This is a genomic window from Streptomyces sp. NPDC054813 (assembly GCF_053611365.1).
The window spans coordinates 716,839-739,590 of record NZ_JBSHAF010000001.1; the positions used below are offsets into that span (position 1 = coordinate 716,839).

The window sequence follows — 22,752 nt, forward strand, 5'->3', positions numbered from 1 at the left end:
CTGGGGGTTTCACCCCCATGTGCAGACGTGTGGTGGTGGGCCGTGGGGGGTGCGGTCCCGCGGGGGGGGCCGGGGCGGGGGGCCACCGTCAGGTCGGGTCAGGTGTTCCAGACCTGGAACTCGGAGATCTGACCGGCCGGCCAGCCGTTGTTCGCCGTGATGTTCACCCGGACGTAGCGCTGGGTGGTCGCGGTGAACGTGATGGTGACCGTGTTGTTGGTGGCAGGGTCGAAGGTGTACGTGGCCGACGGCTTGATGGTGGTGAAGCTGGAGCCGTCGGTGCTGCCCGACAGGGAGAGCGTCTGGTTACGGGCGCCCCAGCCTGCGGGGAGCTGGAGGACGACGCGGCTCGCACTCTGCGCGGAGCCGAGGTCGGCCTGGACCCACTGGGGGAAGGCGTTGTTGGCGCTCTCCCAGTAGGTGCCCTGGTTGCCGTCCGTCACGTTCGACGACGGGTAGACGTCGGTGTGGCTGGACTCGGTGGTGGCCGCGCCGGCTGCCAGGTTCCGGCTGGTCGCGCCCGCACCGGTGCCGGTCAGCGCGACCGTGGTCGTGCCGTTCGACGCGTTGCTGGCGATGCTGAGGTCGCCGGTGCGGGTGCCGGACGCGGTGGGCCTGAACGTGACGTTCACCGTGCAGGAGGCGTTCGCCGCGATCGACGTACCGCAGTTGTTGGTCTGCGAGAAGTCGCCCGTGACGGTGATGCCCGAGACGGTGGCGGCCGCGGTTCCGGTGTTGGTCACCGTGACCGTCTGCGCGCTGCTGGAGGTGTTGAGCGCCTGGGTGGGATACGACAACGACGTCGGGCTGGCCGACAAGGTCGCCGGCGAGGAGCCGCCGCCGCTGGGGAACACCTCGAAGTCCGACAACTGGGCCGCGTTCCAGCCCGTGTTGGCGGTGATGTTCACCCGCACGTATCGCGCCGTGGCGGCGCTGAACGTGATGGTCACCGTGTTGCCGGTGCTCGGGTCGAAGGTGTACCCGGCCGATGCCTTGATCGTGGAGAAGCTGGAGCCGTCCGTGGAGCCCTGCACCGACAGCGTCTGCGTGCGGGCCGACCACGCCGTCGCCGGCGGGAGCTTGAGCACGACCTTGCCGACGCCGTAGTTCTGGCCGAGGTCGACCTGGGCCCACTGCGGGAACGATCCGTTCGTGCCTTCCCAGTACGTCGAGGCGTCCGGGTCGGTGAGGTTCGAGGCGACGTACGGGCTGCTGCTCGAACTCGCTGTCGCCGGCCGCCCGGCAGCGATGTTGGTGGTGCTGTCGATGCCGCTGCCGGTCAGGGAGACGACGGTCGGACTGTTGTTGGCGTTGCTGGTGATGGTCAGGTTGCCGTTGCGTGTGCCGCCCGTGGTGGGCTTGAACCCGACGTTCACCGTGCAGGACGCGCCGACCGCGAGGGTGGCGCAGTTGTTGGTCTGGCTGAAGTCGCCGGAGGCCGACACTCCCGAGACGGTCGCCGACGCGGTGCCCGAGTTCGTCACGGTCACCGTCTGCGCGGGGGCCGACGAGCCGACCACCGTGCCGTCGAAGGACAGGCTCGCCGGGTCGGTGTTCAGGACCGGGCCCGGCGCGGTGCCGGTGCCGGAGAGGCTGACTGTGCTGGTGGTCCCGCCCGCGTTGACGGTCAGGGATCCACTACGGCTGCCGGTCGCCGTCGGCGTGAACTTCACGCTGACGGTGCACGAGCCGTTCGCCGGGATCGACGAGCCGCAGGTGTTGGTCTGGGAGTAGTCGCCAGCGGCGGAGATCGACGAGACGGCCGCGGCGGTGTTGGTCGGGTTGGAGACCGTCACGGTCTGTGCGGCGCTGGTCGAACCGGTCGCCACCGACCCGAAGTTGAGCGCACCGGGGGTGGCCGTCACACCCTCGGACGGGTAGGGCGGGAAGACCGGAGCCGGCCAGCCACCGCAGTAAGGCGTGCCGCTGATACCGGAGTTGCCGCCGCCATCCGTGATGACGAAGTTGCCGCCCGAGCAGTTGTACACGGGGGACGAGTTACCGACACCGGTCGCCGTGACGTTGGTGAACTTGGCGGCACCGCCGGTCTGTTCCTGGAGGGCGAAGGTTCCGGTGCCGGCGATGGTCACGTTGTTGAGGTTGACCCCGCTGATGGTGCCCTCGACCCACTGGATCGCCTCGTACGGACTCTGCTGGATCAGCGCGTTGGTCACGTTGATGGGGCCGGTGATCGCGCCCTGGCTGCCGTCGAACCACAACGCACCCACGCCGAACTGCCAGTTGGGGTCGAGGCTGCCGGCCCGGACCATGGTGTTGTCGGAGATCGTGGTGGTGCCGACCGGCGTCGACGTGAAGCGCTGCCCCACGTGGATGCCGCCGCCCTGGGCGAGGCCGGTGTCCACCACGCGGTTGCCGCTGACGGTGTTGTCGTGGCCGCCGTAGATCGCGATGGCGTTGGCGAGGATCTGCAGGGACACGGTGTTGTTGGAGATCGTGTCGTTGGCGTCGGCGCCGATACCTGAGTCCGCCCAGGTGGCGATGCCGTCGTCGCCGGTGTTGCGGATGTCGCTGTTGGTCACCTTTGAGTTGGTGACGCCGCCGTGGAAGTTGATGCCGTCGGCGGTGGTGTCACGGATGCGCATGCCGGTGAACGTCAGTCCGTCCATCGGCCCGTCCATCCAGGCGCCGACCTTCATGTGGTCGATCCACAGGTTGGAGACGGTCGAGTCGCTCATCGCGCCGCCGATGCCGTTGACCTGGGCGCTGTCGTTGCGCTCCTGCACATTGCCGAAGATGGCGAAGTTCTGGAGACGCACGCCGGTGCTGGCCGAGGGTGCGGAGTTGCCGTAGAAGCCGGGTGCCGTGCCGGTGACGGTCGAGTACCACATGCCGGCGCCGGCGATCGTGACGTTGTTGACGCTGACGTGCCCGGGGATGTTGTAGGTGCCCGGCGGGATCCAGACGGTGCCGCCGGGTCCTGCCGCGCTGATCGCGGCGTTGAACGCGCTGGTCGCGTCGCTCACACCGGTGGAGTCGGCGCCCTTGCTGGTCACCGACACCGCTCCCGAGGGCGCGGCCAGGGCGGCGCCGACCTGCTCGAAGTCGGCGAAGTCGATCGTGTACGAGGAGGCGGTGTCGCCCGCGTCGACCTGGAGCTTGAAGGTCGTGCCCGCCGGATAGGTGGTGGAGAACAGGCGGTGGGCCTCGTCGTAGAAGTGGTGCGGGTTGCTGCCCGGAGTGTTGGTGAAGGGGTAGCTGCCGTAGTACCAGCTGTAGGCGTTGGTCAGGGTGAAGTCGGGCTGCTTGACGCCGTTGATGTACAGCGACAGCGCGGCGGTGTAGACCGAGCCGCCCGAGGTGTCGGGGATGCTGTACCGGAAGTTGATCGAGTTGGTCGCCACCGGCGTGGTGAAGGTGACGTACTGGCCGGTGCCCTGCAGCGTCGTCGCCTTGCGGTACGACGCCTCGTCGGCCAGCTGGCCCTGGGCGTAACTCGGTCCGATGGGCGTGCCGTTGCCGGCGGAGTTCTCCGCCTGCACCTCGACGTACGGCAGGCTCGCACCGCTGCCACCGGTGGCGGCGGTCGCCGCCGCGGCCGGTTGGACGGCGAGCGCGAAGACGCCGACGACAGTCAGCATCGCGGTGCTGACCGCCCAGACGAGGGCTCGTCTCAGATCTCGGATGGAATGGAACACTTGCCACTCCTTTGATCACGAAATGCCGGAACTGTGCCGCTGACACCGCCAGAAAGGGAGGGACGGGACGCAATGAGAGAGGGGGGAGACAGGAGGCGGTAACGACGCGAGTGGGACCGTAATATCCTCGACATGGACACGCAAGAACTAGACAGAGCATTGCAACAATAAAAATCCAGCCCGCAAGATCTAATGTGCCGTCTTGGGGCTACTCCCGGCACCGGCGGAGGACGGGGTCAGGAGGTCCAGATCTGGAACTCGGACACCTGGCCCGCGGGCCAGCCGTTGTTGGCGGTGACGGTGACGCGGAAGTAGCGCCGGGTGGCGGCGGGGAAGGTAAGCGTGACGGTGTTCCCGGTGCCCGGGTCGAAGGTGTGGGCGGCCGAGGACTTCAGGGTGGTGAAGGTGGTGCCGTCGGTGCTGCCGCCGAGGGTCAGGGTCTGGGTGCGGGCGCCCCAGGCGGCGGGCAGTTGCAGGACCACGCGGGAGGCGGTCCGGGCCGCGCCCAGGTCGACCTGGACCCACTGCGGGAACGTTTTGTTGGCGCTCTCCCAGTAGGAGTTCTGGTTGCCGTCCGTGACGTTCGACGACGGGTACACGTCGGTGTGGCTGGACTCGCTGGTGGGCCTGCCGGCGGCGAGGTTGGTCCCGGGGGTGTCGGTCGTCGCGGCGAAGACGAGGTGGTTGATGTTCCAGCCGCCGGTGTCCTGGTCGAGCGTCAGGGTCTGCCGGCCGGCGGGCAGGGTCACGTGGGTGGTCACGGTGGCCCAGGTCTGCCAGTCACCGGTGGCGGGCAGGTCGACGGCTCCGGTGAGGTCGGTGCCTGCGGCGTTCGACAGGTGCAGCGCGCCGGTCACCGCGGACGGGGCCGCGACGCGGAGGCCGAGGGTGTAGGTGCCGGCCGTGGCGACGTCCACGGTGTAGCGGAACCACTGTCCGCCGCCGGTCCAGCCCAGGTTGTAGCCGCCGCCGGTGTCCGAGGTGTTGTCCAGGTCCACCCCGTCGGCGCGGTAGGCGTTGGCATTGCCGTTGACGGAGGTGACGTTGTAGGCCAGCCCCTGGCCGCCGGTGTCGTAGTCCTCCGCCTGCACCGTGCCGGGTACGGCGGCCGGGGTGCCGCCGTAGGGACCCTCGGGAGCGGCCGGCGGCCAGTGGTTGTCGCTCAGCGTGGCGACGAACCCGGTGGAGTTGTTGACGAAGGCCGAGGCACCGGCGCTGAGCCCGGTGACCGTGTTGCCGGTGATCGTCGCGGAACCGGTCGGCGCGGGGTAGAACGACGGCGAGATCGCGATGCCGTTGCGGCCGGGATCGCTGACGGTGTTGTCCTGCAGCAGGGTGTTGGTCGAGGTGGAGAAGCCGATCCCGTCGTAGAGGGAGTCGCTGACGGTGTTGCCGGTCACCGTGACCTTGTCGACGATCCCGGTGTTCTGTCCGTCGCCGCCGTTGCCGATGTGCAGGGCGGGCTGGCCCTGGCTGTAGGCGTTGCCGCCGGAGCGGACCACGGTGTTGCCCGTGACGGTCGCGGACAGCAGGTCGCTGCCGTTGACGCCGAAGCGGCCGGCTCCCAGACCGATGTAGCGGGCCGTGTCGCTGATGTAGTTGTCCTTGACCTGGTGGCCGCTGCCCCCGTAGATCCCGACACCCTTGCCGCCCCACGGCGCGATCGAGGTGTTGTCGCTGACGGTGACATTGGTCATCGGGTTGTAGTAGGTCTTGGAACCGTCGCCGTTGGTGTTGTAGTTCACCGAGTTGATGGCGATCGCGTCGTCCCCGGTGCCACGGACGAAGTTGTCGGTGACCGTCAGGTCGTGGCCGGTGTCCGCGCCCAGCGACACGTTGTTGACGTTGATCCCGTCCGCCCAGATCGACGTCAGCCTGCTGTTCCTCACCGTCCCGCCGGTGCCGGAGGCCCAGAAGCCCGACATGGTGTGCTGGGTCCAGATGCCGTCGGCCAGCCAGTCGGTGCCGGTGGTGTCCATCCCGCCGCCGTCCCCGCCGATGGTGCTCCGGCTGACGGCGTTGGCGTCGATGTGGAAGTTCCGCACGGTGCAGGAGGTCAGGTCGAACAGGGCCGCCAGCGGCGTGCTGTTGGGGACCGGGACGTCACGGTAGACCGTGCTGTACCACAGGCCCGCGCCCGCGATGGTGATCCCCTGCGCGTTCAGTCCCGCGGTGCCCTTCACGTAGAAGGTGCCCTGGGGGATCCAGAGGGTCTTTGCCTGCTGCTGGGCCTGGTCGATGCAGTTCTGGATGGCGGCCCGGCTGTCCACCGACTGGCCGTCGGCCGCGCCGTTGGTCGGGTTGTCGTCCGCCACCGCGCCGCAGCTGGTGATCGAGATCGAGTTGGCCGGCTGTGTCAGCGGCGCGGGCGGGTTCTCCACGTCGACGGAGTCCACGTCGTAGAAGGACGCGCTGTTGGCGGAGTCCTTCCGCAGCGAGAACGTGGCGCCCGCCGGGATCGGGGACCCGGTGACGAAGGTGTGCGACTCGTCCCAGAAGACCCTCGGGTCGCCGTCGGCCGGGTTCTGGTTGTCGCTCGTGTTGTAGTTGCCGTTGCCCTCGTACACCCAGCTCTGCCGCGAGTTGAGGTTCAGGGCCTGCCGGAACACCCCGTTGACGTACAGGTTCAGCGTCCCGGTGGCACCGCCGCCGGACGCCGAATCCGGGATGCTGGCGCGGACGTTGAGGAAGGAGATCGGCTGCCCGGTGGTGTTCGTCCACTGCACCGACTGGCCCGTGTCGCCCAGGTGGACATAGGAATGGCCCGACGCCTCCAGGGCCGCGCTCGAGTACTGCGTCGTCGGCGCCGAGGTCAGCGACCGGACGGCCGCGCCCCCGGCCGGCGTTCCCGCCTCGGCCTCGTAGACCGAGAACGGCGTTGCCGCGCCCGCCGCCGCGGCGGCCTGCGCCTGCGCCTGCGCCTGCCGGGGCGCCTTGGACGGCGGCGCCCCCTGTGTGGCGGCGGCCGGTAATACGGACACGCACATCGCGCCGACCGCGGCGACGGCGGCCACCGCCAGCCGCCGGGGTCTGAAGATCGTCAGCATCTGGAGCTCCTCAACGGTGTGTGGGGAACTGGCGCCCCGACCGTACAGAGCCCTCCTGCAGCCCGCTAGATTCTGACGAAGTAAAGAATGAATCATGCAAGTCTCTGCAAGTTTCTGGCCAAAGCCCGCAAATCACGGATGTCATGTCCGCGACACATGGCCGGAAGTCCCAGCAGCAGCGGATCTCCGGGCCGGCGTGTGGGCGTTCTCAGGTCCGTTTCGGCAGCGCAGGAACGCACCGCCACGCGAGGCCCGCTGCGACGAGGTAGGCGAGCGCGCCGATGGCCATGCTGGTACGCAGCCCGGTGCTGTAGTCGGTGGCTGTGGCGAGCAGGCTGCCGCCGAGCGCGACGCCGGTGGCGCTGCCGATCTGGCGGGTGGTGTTGAACAGGGCGGAGGCGGCGCCCGAGTACGCCGAAGGCGCGGCACCCATCACGGTGGCGGTCGAACCGGTGAGGGCGAAGGAGGTACCGAACCCCGCGGCCATCATCGGGGCCACCAGCAGCGGGTAGCCGGGGTCGGCTCCCGCCCCGGCCCAGCCGGCCAGCCCCAGGGCGGCCAGGAGCATGCCGGCGACCACCAGCGGACGGTCACCGGTACGGCGGGTCAGCCGCCCGGACAGGACGGAGGCGAACATGGTCATCACCACCGCCGGGAACAGCGCCAGCCCGGTGCCGAGAGCACTGAAACCGCGCTGGTGCTGGAACTCCAGGCTGGCGGTGAACACCATGCCGTAGAAACCGAAGTTGAACAGCAGGCCGATGGCGGCGCCACCGCTCATCGCGCGGGACCGCAGCAGGCTCGGCGGAAGGACGGGAGAGCGGGCCAGCCGCTCACGTACCGCGAACGCCGCGGCGGCCAGCACGGCCAGGACCACCCCGCCGAGAACGGCCGGATCGGACCAGCCCCGCCGTCCGGCCTCGTTGAGCGCCGCGGTCAGCAGCGCCACGGCCGCCACCACCGCACACTGCGCCGGCCAGTCCAGGGCCCGGTCGGCGCGCCGGAGCGAGCGTGCCACGTGCCGCGACGTCAGCACCAGGCAGGCCACGCCGACGGGCAGGTTGATGAGGAACACCCAGCGCCAGCCCAGCGTGGAGACGAGCAGCCCGCCCAGCAGCGGGCCGGCGGCGGCCGCGGTGCCGGCCATCGAACCCCACAGCCCGAAGGCCCGCGAGCGTGCGGCCGGCGCCGGGTATGCCTGCTGGAGCAGGGCCAGGGAACCGGGCACGATCAGAGCCGCCCCGAGCCCCTCCGCCAGCCGGGCCGCGACCAGGAACGGGGTGTTCACCGCGAGCGCGCACGCGGCCGAGGACAGCGTGAAGACGGCGACGCCCGAGCAGAAGACCCTGCGGTTGCCCAGCCGGTCGCCCAGCGCGCCGCCGGTCAGCAGGAACCCGGCGAAGACCAGGGTGTACCCGTCGGTGATCCACTGGATGCCGGTAAGGGATGCCGACAACTCCCGGCCGATCACCGGCACGGCGACGTTGATGGCCGTCACATCCAGGATCACCATGAAATACCCGGCGCACACCGCCAGCAGCGGCGCCCAGGACCGGCGCCCGGACGACGGGGCCGGTTCCGCGAACGCCACGCTCCCCACTCCATCCCGTCCCTCGGCACGCGAGATATGACACGAAAACTCACAGTAAGGGACGTATTCGGTGGAACGGGGATCCCAGGGCTCCCGCGTGAGCCGCTGCGGGTGGCGTCAGCGTGCGAACTTCTCCATGGCAGCCGGGGTGACCGGGGTGAAGAAGTTGACGAGATTGCCGTCGGGGTCGCGGAACAGCAGTGACCGGTTGCCCCAGGGCATCGTGGTGGGCTCGGTGACGAAATCGGTGACGAAGCCGGTCAGGTTCCGGTGCACGCGGTCCACGTCGTCGACGAGGAACTCGGTGATCACGCTGCGGTTGTCCGCCGGGCGGGCAGAGCCCGGGGCGAACAACGGGACCGTGCGGGTGCCGGCGATCGCGAGGGTCGCGCCCGCGGTCCGGAGTTCGGCGAAGTCCGCGGTGGCCCACGTCGCCCGCGCCCCGGTGGCTCGCTCGTAGAACTCGACGAGGCGCGCCACGTCGCCGGTGATGATGCGGATCGAGACGAACTCCATGGGATCTCCTTGGCTGCTGTGCTGAAGGCGTGCACTGCGCAGGCTAGGAAAAATAGTGGACAGAATCGGTCCGGTATTCGCGCTAAATTGTGAGCATGCCTCGCCCCACCGGCCGCGTGCTGACCCTCCTGGAGCTGCTGCAGTCGGGCGGCACCCGGACCACGGCCGAACTCGCCGACCGGCTCGGCGTCGAAGGGCGCACCGTGCGGCGGTACGTGGACCAGCTGATCGACCTGGACGTGCCCGTGGAATCGGTGCGCGGCCGCTACGGCGGGTACCGGCTCGCCCCCGGGTACCGCCTGCCTCCGCTCATGCTCAGCGACGACGAGGCGTTGGCCGTGCTGCTCGGTCTGGTCGCCGGCCGCCGGGCGGGGTTGACGACGGCGGAGCGCACGGCGAACGAGACGGCGTCGGCGAAGATCCGGCGGGTGCTGCCCCGGCACATCGCCCGCCGGCTCGACGCGCTCCTGGAGACTCTCGAGTTCACGGAGCAGCCCGGCGGTTTCGACATCCCGGACGCCGGTGTCCTGCTCACCGTCGCCGATGCGGTGCGTCACCGCCGACCGGTCTCGATCCGCTACGCCGACCGCGAAGGACAGCGCAGCGAACGCATGCTGCACCCGTACGGGATCGTCGCCCACTCGGGCCGCTGGTACGTCACGGGCCAGGACGCCCGGATCGGCGAGGACCGGACCTTCCGGCTCGATCGCATCGCGGACGCGAGGACCCTGCCCGGCTCTTTCGAGGCGCCCCCGGGTCCAGGTCCGGCACAGCGCGTGCTGTCCGGGTTCGCGACGGCCGAGTACCGGTACGAGGTGACCTTGCGGATCCACGGGACGGTCGAGCAGATCCGCGCCCGCCTTCCCGCCTCCGTCGCGAGCCTGGAGGAGTACGAGCCTGCGGAGGACCAGGCCGGGGCAGGCGAGCGATGGCTGCGCGTCGAACTACGGGCGGAGCGGCTCGACTGGCTGGCCCCGGTACTCGCCTCACTGGACCGGCCCTTCGTCGTCGAGCGCCCGGACGAACTGCGCCACCTCGTCGTCGCGCTCGCCGACCGCCTCGCGTCCTACGCCCGCCAGGTCTGACAGCGAAGGCAGCCCAAGTGATCGCCAGTGGGAGGCCCGCCTACGACTCTGCACAAGTTGGGCTCGCCGTTCTGCTGCTGTCGGCGGAGCGTGCTCGGCGGGTGGCTCCGGGACACGTCCATACCGAACTCGACGATGGTCCGCGTACCGATCGCACCGGCCGACTCGCGGCACGCCCAGACGCTTCTCGACCACCTTGGGTGAGCTGCACGACCTTACGGGACCGTCGGACCCGGCCTCCCGTCCAGGAACCCGTGGCGGACACCGGGGAGGCAGGAGGTGGCGGGGGGCGGTTCCGCTGAGCGCGCAGGGCGAGTCGACCGCAGATCAAGCCGCCCTCCAGCATCCGGGACGAGTATCTGAGGCCACCGGGGGTGGCCCGGCGGACGCGATGCTGCGGAGGTGACATGCCCATGGGCGTGACGGCGTTCCAGGAATTCCTCGGATCGGTGACGCCCGGCGTGGCGGTGGTGACGGCGGCCAGCCGTGGCGAACCGCAGGACTTCCTCCCCAACGCGCTCAGCACGGTCTGTGCCAGCCCGCCCCTGTTGTCGATGTGCCTCCTGGGACGGACGGAACGGGTCGGGGTCGGCCCCCGGCGCCCGCTGCTGTACCCGCGGGGAGTGTTCGGTGCCTCGGACAGCGCCGTTGAGCCGGCGGCGCGCGCATGAAGCGGAGTCAGTCCTTCGCCGCGGGTACGACGGGCGGGTCGGGCGGGGTGGACCGGCAGCCGTCCGTGGAACGCCACCATGCCGGCGAAGGGTGCGCCCATGCCGACGGGGCTGCCGGGGACCGCTCCCCGGAGTTCCGCACAGGTACGGTGCCGATTCGGCATCAGGCCTTCGGAGTCGAGCCGGCCGGCCTCGGGGCCGAGGGGCCTCTCGCGGGCGATGCCCAGCGGGGTGGGTACGGCGGCGGCGAGGCCCGCCCGGGCCGGGCGCCGGAGCAGGCGCAGGCCCTCCTCGGTCTCGTCGACGGCCTCCGGCCCCGCCACCGGCCCGTGGCCGGTGCGGACCTTACGGGGACCCAGCGCACGCAATGCGGTCAGTGCGTGCAGGGAGTCTGCGACCGGGATGGGCCGACCGCCGAAGGCGGGTTCGGTCAGGCGCAGTTGGAGGTCGCCCGAGCGGACATCAGGCCACAGGCCGGTCGGACGCGTGCCGATCGTCGCCCTCTCCGCGTGCACCTCCTCGTGTCCGACGACCACCGGCTCGGGGAAGACGAACTTGCCGAAGGTACGGTTCCGGTGTCCCCCGTGTCTTTGGGCGTTGACCACGGACTACGGGCCGCCGCCGACGACGGGGCCCGTCACGGCGCGCGGCGCCCGGGCACGGAACTCGGTCGCGGCGGTGTCCACCCGCGTGGACCGGACGCCCGAGACGATCAAGCCCGCGTTGTCGGGACACCGGCCTCCGTCGGGCTGGACATGGGCGAACACACCTCCTTGACCGACCTCCTGGGGAGCATCTTCGATCTCACCCATCGTCAACTGTCCGGACGGAGGCCCGTTCGAGCGGGCGACAGGCCCGAGATTCACCCCTCTCTCGCTGACCCGTCCCCGGACGCGACCGGTGGAACTCCGAATACCGCGGTGGCTGCCCATGGGAAGTGGATCGGGTGACACGGGTGTTGCCGGCCGAGGGCAGCACCTGATCGGGACGGCGCTCATCGCGCCGCTGAGCACGGAACCGGACACCTCTGCGGGCGGGCGCGCTCGGCGGGCGCTGGAGGTGTTCCGCCAGGTCCGCGGCAGGCTCAGCGACGAACTCGGTGTCCAGAGCACGTCCCGACTGCAGCGACCGCACCACGCGATCCTCAGTGGGGCCCCGGTCTCGCCAGTCCGCCCGCCCGGTGATCCGGCGGGCAGCCGTGTCACCGAAGCGGCGCGGCCGCGCGCTGCCGAACAGGACTGCGTCGTCGAGTCCATCCGAGGCCATTCCAACCGGGTCGCTCCAGGAGTTCCCCAAGCCTCCTCCAGCGCCTCCAGCGAGGTTGAGGTGTCACACCAAAGCCCAGCGGCAAGGAGGCAGCGCCCATGTCCGGCTTCGTACTCACCCCCACCGACACGGCCAGCGAGGTGCGGGAGGCCGCCGAGCTGGCCGCCCGGCACGCCGTGGCCGCGGACCGCGCGCGGCGGCTGCCCGGCGAGGTCGTGGCCGCTCTGGTCGCGGCGGGCTTCCCACGGCACTTCGTGCCGGTTCGCTGGGGCGGCCGGGCGGGCGGCTTCGGGGAACTCCTGCACACGGTGTCCACGGTGGGCGAGGGCTGCACCTCCGCCGCCTGGATCGCCGCGGTCATCGCCGGTGCCGCCCGGATGGGCGTGTACCTCCCGGAAGAAGGGCAGCGCGAGCTGTGGTCCGCCGGCCCCGAGACCGTGATCGCGGGCGCGCTCAATCCCAGTGGGCACGCCACCCCCGACGCCGGTGGCTGGCGGCTCACCGGGGAGTGGCCGCTGGTCAGCGGTCTGGACTTCGCCGACTGGACGCTGGTGTGCGCGCTGGTGCCCCGAGGGGAGCGGACGGTGGCCAGGTTCTTCGCCGTGCCACGCCGGGACTACCGGGTCGTGGACACGTGGTTCAACGTCGGTCTGCGGGCCACGGGCAGCAACACCCTGGTCGCGGACGGGGTGTTCGTCCCCGAGCACCGGACCGTCGCGCGCGGCGACATCTGGCAGGGCCGGGCGGTCGGGTCCGACGCACCGTGCCACACCGCCCGGCTGCGCACGATCAGCGGCACGTTGTTTGCCGCCCCCGCGCTCGGAGCGGCGCGTGCGGCCGTACGGGCCTGGTCGGCGCGGCTGGCCGGCAAGCCCGCCCGGGGGCCGCTCGCTCCCAGGGACAACCCGATGGTGCGGGGCGTGCTGGCACGGGCCGAGGGCGAGATCGAGAGCGCGGCCCTGCTGCTGCGCCGGGTGGCGCAGACCGGCGACGACGGGCTCGGCGACGAGGGCGAACCGGCTCGTGCACCGCGGGACTGCGCGCTGGCCGCGGACCAGTTGGTCGACGCGGTGGAACGGCTGTTCCGCTCGGCCGGCTGCGGCGCGCAGGCGCAGGACGACCCGCTCCAGCGCATCTGGCGTGACGTGCACTGCGCGGCGAGCCATACCGCCCTGCGCTTCGACACCGCGGGCAGCGCGTACGGCGGTCACCTGCTGGGGTCCGGTGATGCGGAGATCATCCAGTCCCGCGCCTGGCACTTGGCGTTGACGGACGACCGTTGACGGACGCCTGGACCGGCGCCCACACCGAGTACACGCTGTTCGACGAGCGGCCCGGACGGACCGGCGCACCGTGCGGCCGGCAGGTCGATCGGGCCTCGATCACCCCGCGCACGACCGAACTCGGCGCTGCGGGCACCGTCGCCCGGCACGGGGTCGGGCCCCACGTCGGCCGGTCGCCGGGGACGAGGTCCACGGCAGCAACCCGAAGCTGCGCACAGCTCTGGCCGGGCGCGGCACGAAGGCGCAAAGCCAGGTTTCTTCCATCCGCCGTCCGCATCCAGCGACCTGCACCAGCCTGGTCAACGGCATCCGTTGGGATGATGAGCGGCGGCGCCGGGCGAGTTCGCCGGAGAAGCGGTCCGGAGGGTCAGCGGCCCGTGGCAGCCCTGGCCGGGCCCGGCCAGGGCGATGACGGCCCAGTCGTGGAAACACGTCGGCAGCCCCGCCGCGAACGCGCTGGTCCCGCTGTCCTGCCACGGGATCCAGTACCTGTTCATACCGCTCGTCGTCAGGCCGGTCTACGGCGCGGCCCACCGGCTGCCGTGACTGCGGCTGCAGGCTCCCGTAGTTGCGACTGCAGTAGACTTTGAAACCCGGATTACCGGAATCCAGGGGGAGATGTGAAAGTCGATGGCACAACGGGCAATCGCCGGCCGAGGTGGAATTCACCTTTCCGTTTTTCCGGGCGTCAAGGCCGGTGCGGATTCCGGGCGCTCACCGGTTCACCGAGGACACCTTCGGAGGGTAGGTGACTCCGGAACCTGTGCGCATAGTCGTCGTAGACGACCATCGCCTGCCACGCGAAGCCCTCTGCCACGTCCTGGACTCCGAGCCGGACCTGGAAGCGCACGGCGTCGACTCCGGCCCGTCCGCGGTGCGGGCGGTCTCCGAGCGCCGGCCGGACGTCGTGCTGCTGGACATCGGGACGCCTGGCCCGGACCCGACGTCGACGGTGCGTGAACTGCTGGACTGCGGCCACCCGGTGGGCATCGTCGTGCTGCACACGCAGAGCGACCTGCTGCTGATGCAGCGACTGCTGGACCTGGGCGTGCGCGCCTACCTGCACAAGAGCGTCAGCCAGGGCCTGCTGCTGTCGACCGTCCGCGACATCGCGGGCACCAAGCAGCAAACGGTCACCATCACCGTGCCGTCGGGCTCCGCACGGGCGGAGGCCGCGGTGCCGCAGCGGAGCGCGGAGCCGGCCCGGGACGTGCCCCCTTCCGACCTGCTGTCGGCGCGGGAACTGGCGGTGCTGACCCTGGTGGCCGAGGCGCTGACCAACCGTCAGGTCGCGGCCAGGATGGGCATCACCGAGGCCACGGTCAAGCGTCACCTGCGCAACATCTTCACGAAGCTGGGCGCCACCTCACGCATCGACGCGGTCAACAAGGCGATCAACGCTCTGGTCATCCAGCCCCCGGCGGCGCGGCGCGGCCAGTGAACCGCCACGGGTGGCCTGAACACTGCTCCCAAAGAGGCACCACTGCGTACCGACGACAGACAGGGAGTCCCTGCACGTCAACTCTCGGTGCAATTTCGACATACCACCCCATATTTCCCCTTTAGCTGATTTTCCTGTCGGGCGGACGGGTCGGTAATAAGGAATTCACAATTGGTGTACCTGATTTTACTTGCTCATGGTGGGGCTTCGCGACCGTGATATCCAAAGGAGTATTCGACCTACTCCTTTCGGTGTTCCCGAGGACTCAAGCAAGGCTCGAGGGGGGCTTGGGAGATTGTGGTGCGCGGCTCACTAGAAGGGCATTGTTGTCTCCGCGGACTCGGTAGGCAAGTTGTTGAAAGTGAATCGATTCCGCCTCGAGGTGAACGGGAAAACTGTGAACGGGGGAAAAGATCGTGATCACGTTCAATGTGCTCGGGCAATTGGAGGTCATCGCCGACGGGCGCGACCTGGCACCGACCGCACCACGGGTGAAGGCGGTGCTGGCGCTGCTGGCGCTCAACGCGAACCGGGTGGTCAGCACCGACACTCTGTTCGCCGAACTGTGGGACGACCGGCCGCCGCGCAGTGCGGCCACCACCCTGCAGACCTACGTCTACCAGCTGCGCCGGATCCTGGACTCCGTTCCGCAGGGTGAGCGGCGCTCCGACATCGTCACCAAGGCACCGGGCTACGAACTGCGCACAGTGCGGACCGACGCCGAGCGCTTCCTGACCCTGGCCGAACAGGGCCGCTGCCTGTGGCGCCAGGGCCACGTCGCCGAGGCCGCCGAACGGCTGCGGCAGGCACTCGGCCTGTGGCGCGGCGAGGCGCTGGCCGACATCAACCTCGGGCCGGAGCTGACCCAGCACAAAGCGCACCTGTGCGAGCTGCGGCTGCGCGTGCTGGAGCTGCGCATCCAGGCGGACGCCCGGCTCGGTCGGCACCAGGAGCTGATCCCCGAACTGCGGTCGCTGGTCGCTGAGCACCGGCTCAACGAGCGGCTGCACGCCCAGCTGATCGACTCGCTGCGCGCGGCGGGCTACCGCGCCGAGGCGCTACGGGCGTACCAGGACCTGCGCAAGGTACTCAAGACCGAGCTGGGCCTGGAGCCGACCCCGGACGTGCAGCGGCTGCAGGCCGAGGTGCTCAACGGCGTACACGGCGGCTCGGTGACCGCCCTGCTGCGCACCGGCTGACCCGCCGTCACCCACCCGACAGGTCCGGGACGGAGCGACCCCTCCGTCCCGGGCCGCCCGCGGCTGCCCGCGGACCCGCCGCGCCGCCCTCTTCCCGGGCGGCGACACAGTCATCGTCCTGTGAGGAGAACCCTGGCAATGGCGCATGATCCATCCTTGTCCGTCGAGGGAGAACCGGAGGGCGGCCCGCCCCGCTCTCGCGGCACGGCACGCACGGTGGTCAGCTACGGCCTGCTGGTCCTGGTGCCGGTGGCGCTGGCACTCCTGCTGCTGAGATTCGGCGTCAGTCACCCGGTGAAAGAGACCGCCGGAGCACCGCAGCCGACCGAGCCGGCCGACCTGGTCGGCCAGGTGCTGGTGGCCGGGGCCGTGGTGGTCGCGGCGGCGGGTCTGCTGGGCCTGGTGGCCCGGGCGGTCGGCCAGTCGCCCGTGGTCGGCGAGATCCTGGCGGGCCTGCTGCTCGGTCCTTCGGTGTTCGGGGCACTGGCACCCGGTGTCTCCAAAGAGGTGTTCCCCGCGGCGGTGACACCGGTCATGAACAACCTGGCGCAGGTCGGCGTGGTCTTCTTCATGTTCCTGATCGGGCTGGAGATGCCTCTGACCATGCTGCGCAGGCTCGGTGGCAAGGTGCTCTCCGCCGGGCACGCGGCGCTCGCGGTGCCGTTCCTGCTGGGCATGTTCGTCGCCCTGCGGCTGCGCGGCGACTACCAGCCCGACGGCGTGCGCACCGCACCGTTCCTGCTGTTCGTGGCGCTGTCGGTGTCGGTCACCGCGTTCCCGGTGCTGGCCCGGATCCTGTCCGACCGCGAGCTGATCGGCACCCGGCTGGGCGCGATGGGCCTGGCGATGGCCGGCGTCGGCGACGTCACCGCCTGGTGCGCGCTGGGCGTGGTGGTCGCCGAGGTGCGCAGCGACTCGCCGCTGGGCGTGCTGGTCGCCGTGGCCGAGGTGGTGGCCTTCACATCGGTGCTGTGGTTCGTGGTGCGTCCGGCGCTGGCGCAGGTGCTGCGGCTGCTGGAGAGCAGACGCGGCGGAGTGCTGCCGATCGGCACGCTGATCACCGCTTTCGTGCTGATCTGCGCGGTGGTCACCAACATGCTCGGGGTGCACGCGATCTTCGGCGCCTTCCTGGCGGGCGTGGTGATGCCGCGATCCTCCCGGACGGTGATGGACTTCGCACACAAGACCGAGGGCCTGGCGCTGTGGCTGCTGCTGCCGTTCTTCTTCGCCGCGGTGGGCCTGCAGACCCGGCTGCAGTCGGTCTTCTCGCTGTCTGCGCTGGGTGTGCTGGCGCTCGTGCTGCTGGTGGCGGTGGCCGGCAAGATCGGGGGGACGTTCGCGGCGGCCCGGCTGGCCGGTGAGGGCCACCGGGAGTCCCTGGGGCTCGGCGTGATGATGAACTGCCGCGGCCTGACGGAGCTGGTGGTGCTCAATGTGGGCCTGTCGCTCGGAGTGATCGACTCCCGGCTCTTCGCGGTGCTGGTGGTGATGACCCTCGTGACCACCGTGGCGACCGATCCGCTGTTGCGTCTGCTGCGGCTCGACCGGCTCTCGCAGCCCCTCGGAGGCGGCTTGTCCCCGGCCGAAGTCCCCACCCAGGCCCAGGAAACGGCCGGGACCCGTCAGCAATGAGAACCGGGGGCGGGATCTCCAGCGCAACACCCGCGCCGGCGGGTTGATCCGGCAGATCCCGGTGATGCCCGGCCCGAACACCGACGGCGCCCCGCCCCGTGATCAGGGCCGCTTCGAGCGGCCGTCGAGCGCACCGGATGACAGTGGCCGTATGGCAGCTTTCACCGGTGCACCGAGACTCGAAGAGATCGCCGAAGGGGTTCACGCCTTCCTGCAACCCGACGGCGGATGGTGCCTCAACAACGCGGGGCTGGTGGTCGACGGCGGCACCGCGCTGCTGATCGACACCGCCGCCACCGAGGCCCGGGCCAGGCGGCTGCGCGAGTTGGTCGCGGACACCGCGCCGCAGCTCCCGCGGCTGCTGGTCAACACCCACGCGCACGGCGACCACACCTTCGGCAACCACCTCTTCCCGGAAGCGGTGGTGGTGACCGCCGAGCGGACCCGGCAGGAGGCAGTCCGCACCGGACTGCATCTGACCACCCTGTGGCCCGACGTGGACTGGGGCGCGGTCGAACCGGCGGCGCCCCAGATCACCTTCGCCGAGGAACTCACGCTCCGCATCGGCGAGCAGGAGGCGCGGCTGCGCGCCTTCGGCCCGGCGCACAGCTCCTGCGACACGGTGGTGTGGCTGCCGGAGCGTCGGGTGCTGTTCGCCGGCGACCTGGTGATGAACGCGGTCACCCCGTTCGTGCTGACCGGTTCGGTCAGCGGCCTGCGCGACGCGGTGGCCCGGCTGCAGGCCCTCGAACCGGCCACCGTGGTGCCCGGACACGGCCCGGTCGGCGGCCCGGAGCTGCTGGCGACCACCGAGCGCTACCTGGCCGGGCTGCTCGACCTGGCCAAGGCCGGCCTCGCCGAGAGGCTGGACCCGCTGGCGGCGGCCCGCGCCGCCGACCTCGGCGAGTTCGCCGGGTTCCTGGACGCCGAACGGCTGGTGCCCAACCTGTACCGCGCCTACGGCGAACTGCGCGGCGGACGCCCGGAAGACTTCGCCGGCGTCGACGAGATGGTCCGCGGCATGGCGGAGCTGCACGGCGGCTTCCCCGCCTGTCACGCCTGACGACATACACAACGATTCCCGCGGGATGTCCCACGGGGAGAGGACGGACACGTGAGCACGGAACACGAGAGCGGCCCGGTCACCCTGATCGCGGTACTCGAAGCGCCGGTCGAGAACACCGAGGTGTTCATCGAGGACTGGCGCGCCCACCTGGAGCTGCTGCGCACCGCGCCCGGCTTCCGTGGTGCCCGCCTGCACCGGGCGCTGCGCGCCGAGCACCGCTTCCAGTTGGTCGCGGTGGCCGACTGGGCGACGGCCGCGGACCTGGCCGCCGCGGCGGCCCGCGAGCAGGACGGCCCGGGTGCGGAGAAGTACGCCAAGACCGTCCACCGGGGGGTGTACCGGGTGATCGCCGAAGTCGCGTCCGAGCAGCGGCCGGACGGCGCTGGCGTGACCATGGTCAACGCCTTCGAGCTGCCGAACGAGCGGGTCGAGGAGTTCCTGGGCGCGTGGCGGCCCCGGGCGCAGCGGGCCAGCGAGTCGCCGGGCTTCGTCGACTTCCGCATGCACCGGGCGGTCGCCGATGCCTCGCTGCCGCTGGTGAACGTCGCGCACTACGCCAGTGCCGAGGTGTGGAAGGCGTTGCAGGCCGACCCGGAGTTCCAGGCCCGAAAGGCCGTCAACCCGCCGTACGCCACGGCCAATCCGGGCCTGTTCGAGGTGGTCGCCGAGGTGCTCTGACCCTCGGCCGGCCGCTTCCACGCGGGCTTGAGCGGGCCGCGAGAGCGCCCCCACAGACTTCTTGACGACTTGTTACCAGCAGGAGGAGCGATGGTGGATCAGGCTACGACCGATGTGGTGATCCTCGGCGGCGGGCTCGCGGGTCTCACGCTCGCGGTCCAGCTCAAGAAGGCCCGTCCGGAGACGGACGTGGTGATCCTCGACAAACGGGAGGGCCTGGCGCCGGAGGCGGCGTTCAAGGTCGGCGAGTCGACGGTGCCTGCGGGCGCGCACTATTTCGCCGAGGTCGTCGCGATGAAGGAGCACTTGGAGAAGTTCCACCTGAAGAAGAACGGCCTGCGGTTCTTCCAGCCCGCGGGCGGAAACCAGGACCTCACCAAGCGGATCGAGCTCGGCCCGCGGGATTTCCCGGCGCACAACAACTACCAGATCGACCGCGGCCGCTTCGAGAACGAGCTGACCCGGATGGCGCTGGACGCCGGCGTGGACCTGCGCCAGGGCGCCTCGATCACCGACGTGGAACTACGCGAGGGCGACGAGGACCACACGGTGTCCTACACGCAGGGCGGCAAGCGGCGCTCGATCACCGCCCGCTGGCTCGTCGACGCGGCCGGCCGTGCCCACTTCGTCAAGCGCAAGCTGGGCCTGTCCCGCGAGGTGTCGCACACCATCAACGCCTCCTGGTTCCGCCTCACCGGCGGCATCGACCTGGAGGAGTGGGGCAAGGACGACCCGCGGTGGATGGAGCGGATGAACCGCACCGGCATCCGCAAGTTCTCCACCAACCACCTGATGGGTGAGGGCTACTGGGTGTGGCTGATCCCGCTGGGCTCGGACCACATCTCGGTCGGCGTCTGCGCCGACCCGCGGATCCACCCGTACGAGGAGATCCAGACCTTCGAGAAGGTCCAGGAGTGGCTGCGCGCCAACGAGCCGCAACTGGCCGAGGTGGTCGACGGCCGCACCGGCGACATCGCGGACTTCATCACCCTGAAGGACTTCGCCTTCAGCACCGAGCGGGTGTACTCGCCGGATCGCTGGATGCTGGTCGGCGAGGCCGGCGCCTTCGTGGACGCCTTCTACTCCCCCGGCTCGGACATGATCGGCTACGGCAACAGCGTCACCACCGACCTGGTCACCCGGGACTTCGCCGGCGAGGAGATCGCCGAGCGGCTGGAGTTCTACAACGACTTCCACCTGCGTACCTTCCAGTTCGTGCTCTCCAAGGTCGAGGACCACTACCCGGCCTTCGGCAACCCCGCGGTGATGGTGCCGAAGCTGTGCTGGGACGCCATGCTCAACCATGTCGGCGTGGTGCTGGTCTTCGTCAAGGACCGCTTCCTGGACTACGCGTTCATGCGGCGGGTGCGCGACGACATCGAGAAGCTGTACGCGGTCAACGACCGGATCCAGCAGATCTTCCGCGACTGGAACGAGCTGGAGAAGGTGGTCACCGACGGCCCGGCCAACGCCTATGTGCCGGCCAAGGCGATCAAGGACAGCCACGCCACCCTGGTCGTCGACTACACCGACGACGAACTGGCCGCCGAGATCTCCCGCGATGTCAGGGTCGCCGAAGCGCTGGCGGTCGCCATCTTCCACCGGGCCGCCCGCGGACTCGGCGTCACTCCGGATCCGGAGGTGCCGGTCAACCCGTACGCGATCAGCCTGCGTCCCGACGACTGGCAGAGCGACGGCCTGCACACCGGGCAGGTACTGCTGACGCTGGCTCAGGCGGAGGACATCTCCGAGGGCAGCCAGGGCCTGTTCGTCGACCCGCTGCTCGACGGTGCGGCATGAGCGAACGTCGCGCGGCCAGCCTGCTGCAGCCGGACCCGGCCCTGGTGGACCCGCAGGCGCTCCGCAGCGTCTGCGCCAACTGGGCCACCGGCGTCACCGTGATCACCAGCGGCAGCACGGAGCGGGCCGCAGGACTGACCGTGAACTCCTTCACGTCGGTCTCGCTCGACCCGGCCCTGATCCTGGTCTGCATCCACAACGACTCGGGCGAACTGCCGGTCCTGCGGCGGACCGGCGCCTTCGCGGTGAACATCCTGGCCGCCGACCAGGAGGAGCTGTGCCGGTCCTTCGCCAGCCGGCACACCCGGCACACCGCGAAGGCCGACACCCGGCCGGGGATCACCGGCGTGCCCGTGATCCCCGACGCGCTGGCCTACCTGGAGTGCCGGATCGACCGCGAGGTGGACGGCGGCGACCACGTGATCGTCATCGGCGAGGTGATCGACCTGGCCGTGCAGCGCGAGGAGGGGCCGCTGACCTTCTTCCGCAACACCTTCCACCGGCTGCCGGCCGCCTCCTGACAGCACCCGAGCAGTACCGGAGTAGTGAGGAGAAGACAGATGCCCACCGCCGGGTTGTGCACCGCCGCGACCGCGATCGCCGCGACCGCGGGCCACCGTGCCGAGGCCGCCGAACGGGCCCGCGAACTCGACCCCGCCGTGCTGGAGGAGATCGTCCGGGCGGGTTTCGCCCGGCACTTCGCCCCCGCAGCGGTCGGCGGCACCGCTGGTTCCTTCACCGAACTGGTGGAGGCCGTCCAAGTGATCGCCGGGGAGTGCCCCGCCAGCTCTTGGTGCGCCTCGCTGATCGCCTCGATCGCCCGGATGGCGGGGGCGTTCCTGCCCGAGCAGGGCCAGGCGAAGATCTGGGCGGCCGGCCCGGACGCGGTGCTGGTGGGGTCGGTGACACCGTTCGGCACCGCCCGGCCGGCCCCCGGCGGCTGGCTGGTCGCCGGCCGCTGGCCGTACATCAGCGGCGTCGCCCACTCGGACTGGGCGCTGATGTGCGGCCTGGTGGAGTCCGGGACGGGCAGCGAGGCACGGCTGTTCGCCCTGCCACGCCCCGCGTACCGGATCGAGGACACCTGGCACAGCGTCGGCATGGCCGCCACCGGCAGCAACACCCTGGTCCTTGACGAGGTGTTCGTGCCCGAGCACCTCTCCTTCGACCGGGCCGACCTGTTCGCCGGGCGCACCAGCGAGGCCTGGGGCGGGGTGGCGGCGCCCTGCCATCGCGCCCCGCTCCAGGCGGTCAACGGTCTGATGTTCGCCGCGCCGGCGGTCGGCGCCGCGCTCGGCATGGTCCGCGCCTTCTCGGCGTACTTCGCCGAGAAGGTCGGCCACGCCCCGCAGCTGCCCGGCACCACCGGGGTGCAGGGCGTTCGGGGCTCCGCCGAGCAGGCCTTGGCCCGCTCGGCCGGTGAGGTGGACGCGGCCCGGCTGTTGCTGGAGCGGGCCGCCCGGCTCGCTGACGAGGGCGCCGCCACCCACCCGCTGGACACCACCCGCAACCTGCGGGACTGCGCCCTTGCCGTCGATCTGTCGGTGACCGCGGTGGACCGGCTTTTCCGACAGTCCGGCACCCGCGGGCAGGCGGTCTCCGGTTCGATGCAGCGGCTCTGGCGGGACGTCACCGCCATCTCCACCCACGTGGCGCTGCAGTTCGAGCCGGCCGCCCGCGGCTGGGTCGACCAGGTACTCAAGGCCTGACCCGGTCGACCGTACGACTCAGGGCGGGGGGGGGGGGCGCGGGGAGGGGGTGGGCCGCCGCGGCGTGGAGAGTTAGTCTGAGCTTGCAGAGGAGATACAACAAAAAAATCGC

At 70.6% G+C, this 22,752-nt stretch carries 17 protein-coding genes and 1 pseudogene; 13 read left to right on the forward strand and 5 right to left on the reverse strand.

The genetic code is table 11. From position 1 onward, the window contains the following. Positions 1–98 precede the first annotated feature (98 nt). From ACWGJB_RS03050 to ACWGJB_RS03065, 4 genes are all read right to left on the reverse strand, one after another. Complete coding sequence (locus tag ACWGJB_RS03050; RefSeq protein ID WP_453378515.1) at positions 99–3,656, reverse strand: choice-of-anchor D domain-containing protein; 3,558 nt, start codon at positions 3,654–3,656, stop codon at positions 99–101. A 236-nt stretch (positions 3,657–3,892) separates the two neighbouring features. After that, positions 3,893–6,703: a discoidin domain-containing protein gene (locus tag ACWGJB_RS03055; RefSeq protein WP_453378516.1), complete on the reverse strand. Its 2,811-nt coding sequence runs from the start codon at positions 6,701–6,703 to the stop codon at positions 3,893–3,895. A 208-nt stretch (positions 6,704–6,911) separates the two neighbouring features. Beyond that, on the reverse strand, positions 6,912–8,303 hold the full coding sequence (locus ACWGJB_RS03060; RefSeq protein ID WP_453378517.1) for an MFS transporter: 1,392 nt from the start codon (positions 8,301–8,303) through the stop codon (positions 6,912–6,914). Positions 8,304–8,411: 108 nt separating this feature from the next. Further along, positions 8,412–8,810, reverse strand: coding sequence for a VOC family protein (locus ACWGJB_RS03065; protein WP_453378518.1), 399 nt, complete (start codon positions 8,808–8,810; stop codon positions 8,412–8,414). A 95-nt stretch (positions 8,811–8,905) separates the two neighbouring features. Between ACWGJB_RS03065 and ACWGJB_RS03070 the strand changes: the two genes are divergently transcribed. Together ACWGJB_RS03070 and ACWGJB_RS03075 are read left to right on the forward strand one after the other, a co-directional pair. Continuing rightward, complete coding sequence (locus ACWGJB_RS03070; RefSeq protein WP_453378519.1) at positions 8,906–9,895, forward strand: helix-turn-helix transcriptional regulator; 990 nt, start codon at positions 8,906–8,908, stop codon at positions 9,893–9,895. A gap of 407 nt (positions 9,896–10,302) precedes the next feature. Beyond that, positions 10,303–10,566 carry a hypothetical protein gene (locus ACWGJB_RS03075; protein ID WP_453378520.1) on the forward strand — a complete coding sequence of 88 codons (264 nt, stop codon included), beginning with the start codon at positions 10,303–10,305 and terminating at the stop codon, positions 10,564–10,566. Positions 10,567–11,174: 608 nt separating this feature from the next. Here the strand turns inward: ACWGJB_RS03075 and ACWGJB_RS03080 are convergent. Next, complete coding sequence (locus ACWGJB_RS03080; RefSeq protein WP_453378521.1) at positions 11,175–11,333, reverse strand: hypothetical protein; 159 nt, start codon at positions 11,331–11,333, stop codon at positions 11,175–11,177. 163 nt (positions 11,334–11,496) lie between these two features. Between ACWGJB_RS03080 and ACWGJB_RS03085 the strand changes: the two are divergent. The 11 genes and pseudogenes from ACWGJB_RS03085 to ACWGJB_RS03135 all read left to right on the forward strand — a co-directional run. Next, positions 11,497–11,700 (forward strand): annotated as a pseudogene (locus ACWGJB_RS03085) (BTAD domain-containing putative transcriptional regulator); the annotation flags it as partial. Positions 11,701–11,930: 230 nt separating this feature from the next. Next, positions 11,931–13,115 carry an acyl-CoA dehydrogenase family protein gene (locus tag ACWGJB_RS03090; protein WP_453378522.1) on the forward strand — a complete coding sequence of 395 codons (1,185 nt, stop codon included), beginning with the start codon at positions 11,931–11,933 and terminating at the stop codon, positions 13,113–13,115. A 408-nt stretch (positions 13,116–13,523) separates the two neighbouring features. After that, complete coding sequence (locus tag ACWGJB_RS03095; protein WP_453378523.1) at positions 13,524–13,661, forward strand: hypothetical protein; 138 nt, start codon at positions 13,524–13,526, stop codon at positions 13,659–13,661. A gap of 202 nt (positions 13,662–13,863) precedes the next feature. Continuing rightward, entirely contained in the window at positions 13,864–14,556 is a 693-nt protein-coding gene (locus tag ACWGJB_RS03100; protein ID WP_453378524.1) for a response regulator transcription factor, read from the forward strand. A gap of 416 nt (positions 14,557–14,972) precedes the next feature. After that, on the forward strand, positions 14,973–15,755 hold the full coding sequence (locus ACWGJB_RS03105) for an AfsR/SARP family transcriptional regulator (protein ID WP_453378525.1): 783 nt from the start codon (positions 14,973–14,975) through the stop codon (positions 15,753–15,755). A 156-nt stretch (positions 15,756–15,911) separates the two neighbouring features. Beyond that, a complete protein-coding gene (locus ACWGJB_RS03110; RefSeq protein WP_453378526.1) occupies positions 15,912–17,387 on the forward strand; it encodes a cation:proton antiporter in 1,476 nt (491 codons plus the stop codon). Positions 17,388–17,538: 151 nt separating this feature from the next. Next, complete coding sequence (locus tag ACWGJB_RS03115; RefSeq protein WP_453378527.1) at positions 17,539–18,450, forward strand: MBL fold metallo-hydrolase; 912 nt, start codon at positions 17,539–17,541, stop codon at positions 18,448–18,450. A 51-nt stretch (positions 18,451–18,501) separates the two neighbouring features. Then, positions 18,502–19,131 (forward strand): antibiotic biosynthesis monooxygenase family protein, encoded by a 630-nt coding sequence (locus ACWGJB_RS03120; RefSeq protein ID WP_453378528.1) that lies wholly within the window; start codon positions 18,502–18,504, stop codon positions 19,129–19,131. A 90-nt stretch (positions 19,132–19,221) separates the two neighbouring features. Next, on the forward strand, positions 19,222–20,931 hold the full coding sequence (locus ACWGJB_RS03125) for an NAD(P)/FAD-dependent oxidoreductase (RefSeq protein WP_453378529.1): 1,710 nt from the start codon (positions 19,222–19,224) through the stop codon (positions 20,929–20,931). Further along, complete coding sequence (locus ACWGJB_RS03130) at positions 20,928–21,452, forward strand: flavin reductase family protein (RefSeq protein ID WP_360474479.1); 525 nt, start codon at positions 20,928–20,930, stop codon at positions 21,450–21,452. Before ACWGJB_RS03125 ends, ACWGJB_RS03130 begins: the two co-directional genes overlap by 4 nt. A 39-nt stretch (positions 21,453–21,491) precedes the next feature. Continuing rightward, complete coding sequence (locus ACWGJB_RS03135) at positions 21,492–22,640, forward strand: hydrolase (RefSeq protein ID WP_453378530.1); 1,149 nt, start codon at positions 21,492–21,494, stop codon at positions 22,638–22,640. Positions 22,641–22,752: the final 112 nt, after the last annotated feature.

Bases quoted from the DNA above. Each gene is read 5' to 3' on its own strand.
- ACWGJB_RS03055 (WP_453378516.1), bottom strand. From the start codon at position 6,703: ATGCTGACGATCTTCAGACCCCGGCGGCTGGCGGTGGCCGCCGTCGCC.
- ACWGJB_RS03065 (WP_453378518.1), bottom strand. From the start codon at position 8,810: ATGGAGTTCGTCTCGATCCGCATCATCACCGGCGACGTGGCGCGCCTC.
- ACWGJB_RS03070 (WP_453378519.1), top strand. From the start codon at position 8,906: ATGCCTCGCCCCACCGGCCGCGTGCTGACCCTCCTGGAGCTGCTGCAG.
- ACWGJB_RS03075 (WP_453378520.1), top strand. From the start codon at position 10,303: ATGCCCATGGGCGTGACGGCGTTCCAGGAATTCCTCGGATCGGTGACG.
- ACWGJB_RS03090 (WP_453378522.1), top strand. From the start codon at position 11,931: ATGTCCGGCTTCGTACTCACCCCCACCGACACGGCCAGCGAGGTGCGG.
- ACWGJB_RS03095 (WP_453378523.1), top strand. From the start codon at position 13,524: ATGACGGCCCAGTCGTGGAAACACGTCGGCAGCCCCGCCGCGAACGCG.
- ACWGJB_RS03115 (WP_453378527.1), top strand. From the start codon at position 17,539: ATGGCAGCTTTCACCGGTGCACCGAGACTCGAAGAGATCGCCGAAGGG.
- ACWGJB_RS03125 (WP_453378529.1), top strand. From the start codon at position 19,222: ATGGTGGATCAGGCTACGACCGATGTGGTGATCCTCGGCGGCGGGCTC.
- ACWGJB_RS03130 (WP_360474479.1), top strand. From the start codon at position 20,928: ATGAGCGAACGTCGCGCGGCCAGCCTGCTGCAGCCGGACCCGGCCCTG.
- ACWGJB_RS03135 (WP_453378530.1), top strand. From the start codon at position 21,492: ATGCCCACCGCCGGGTTGTGCACCGCCGCGACCGCGATCGCCGCGACC.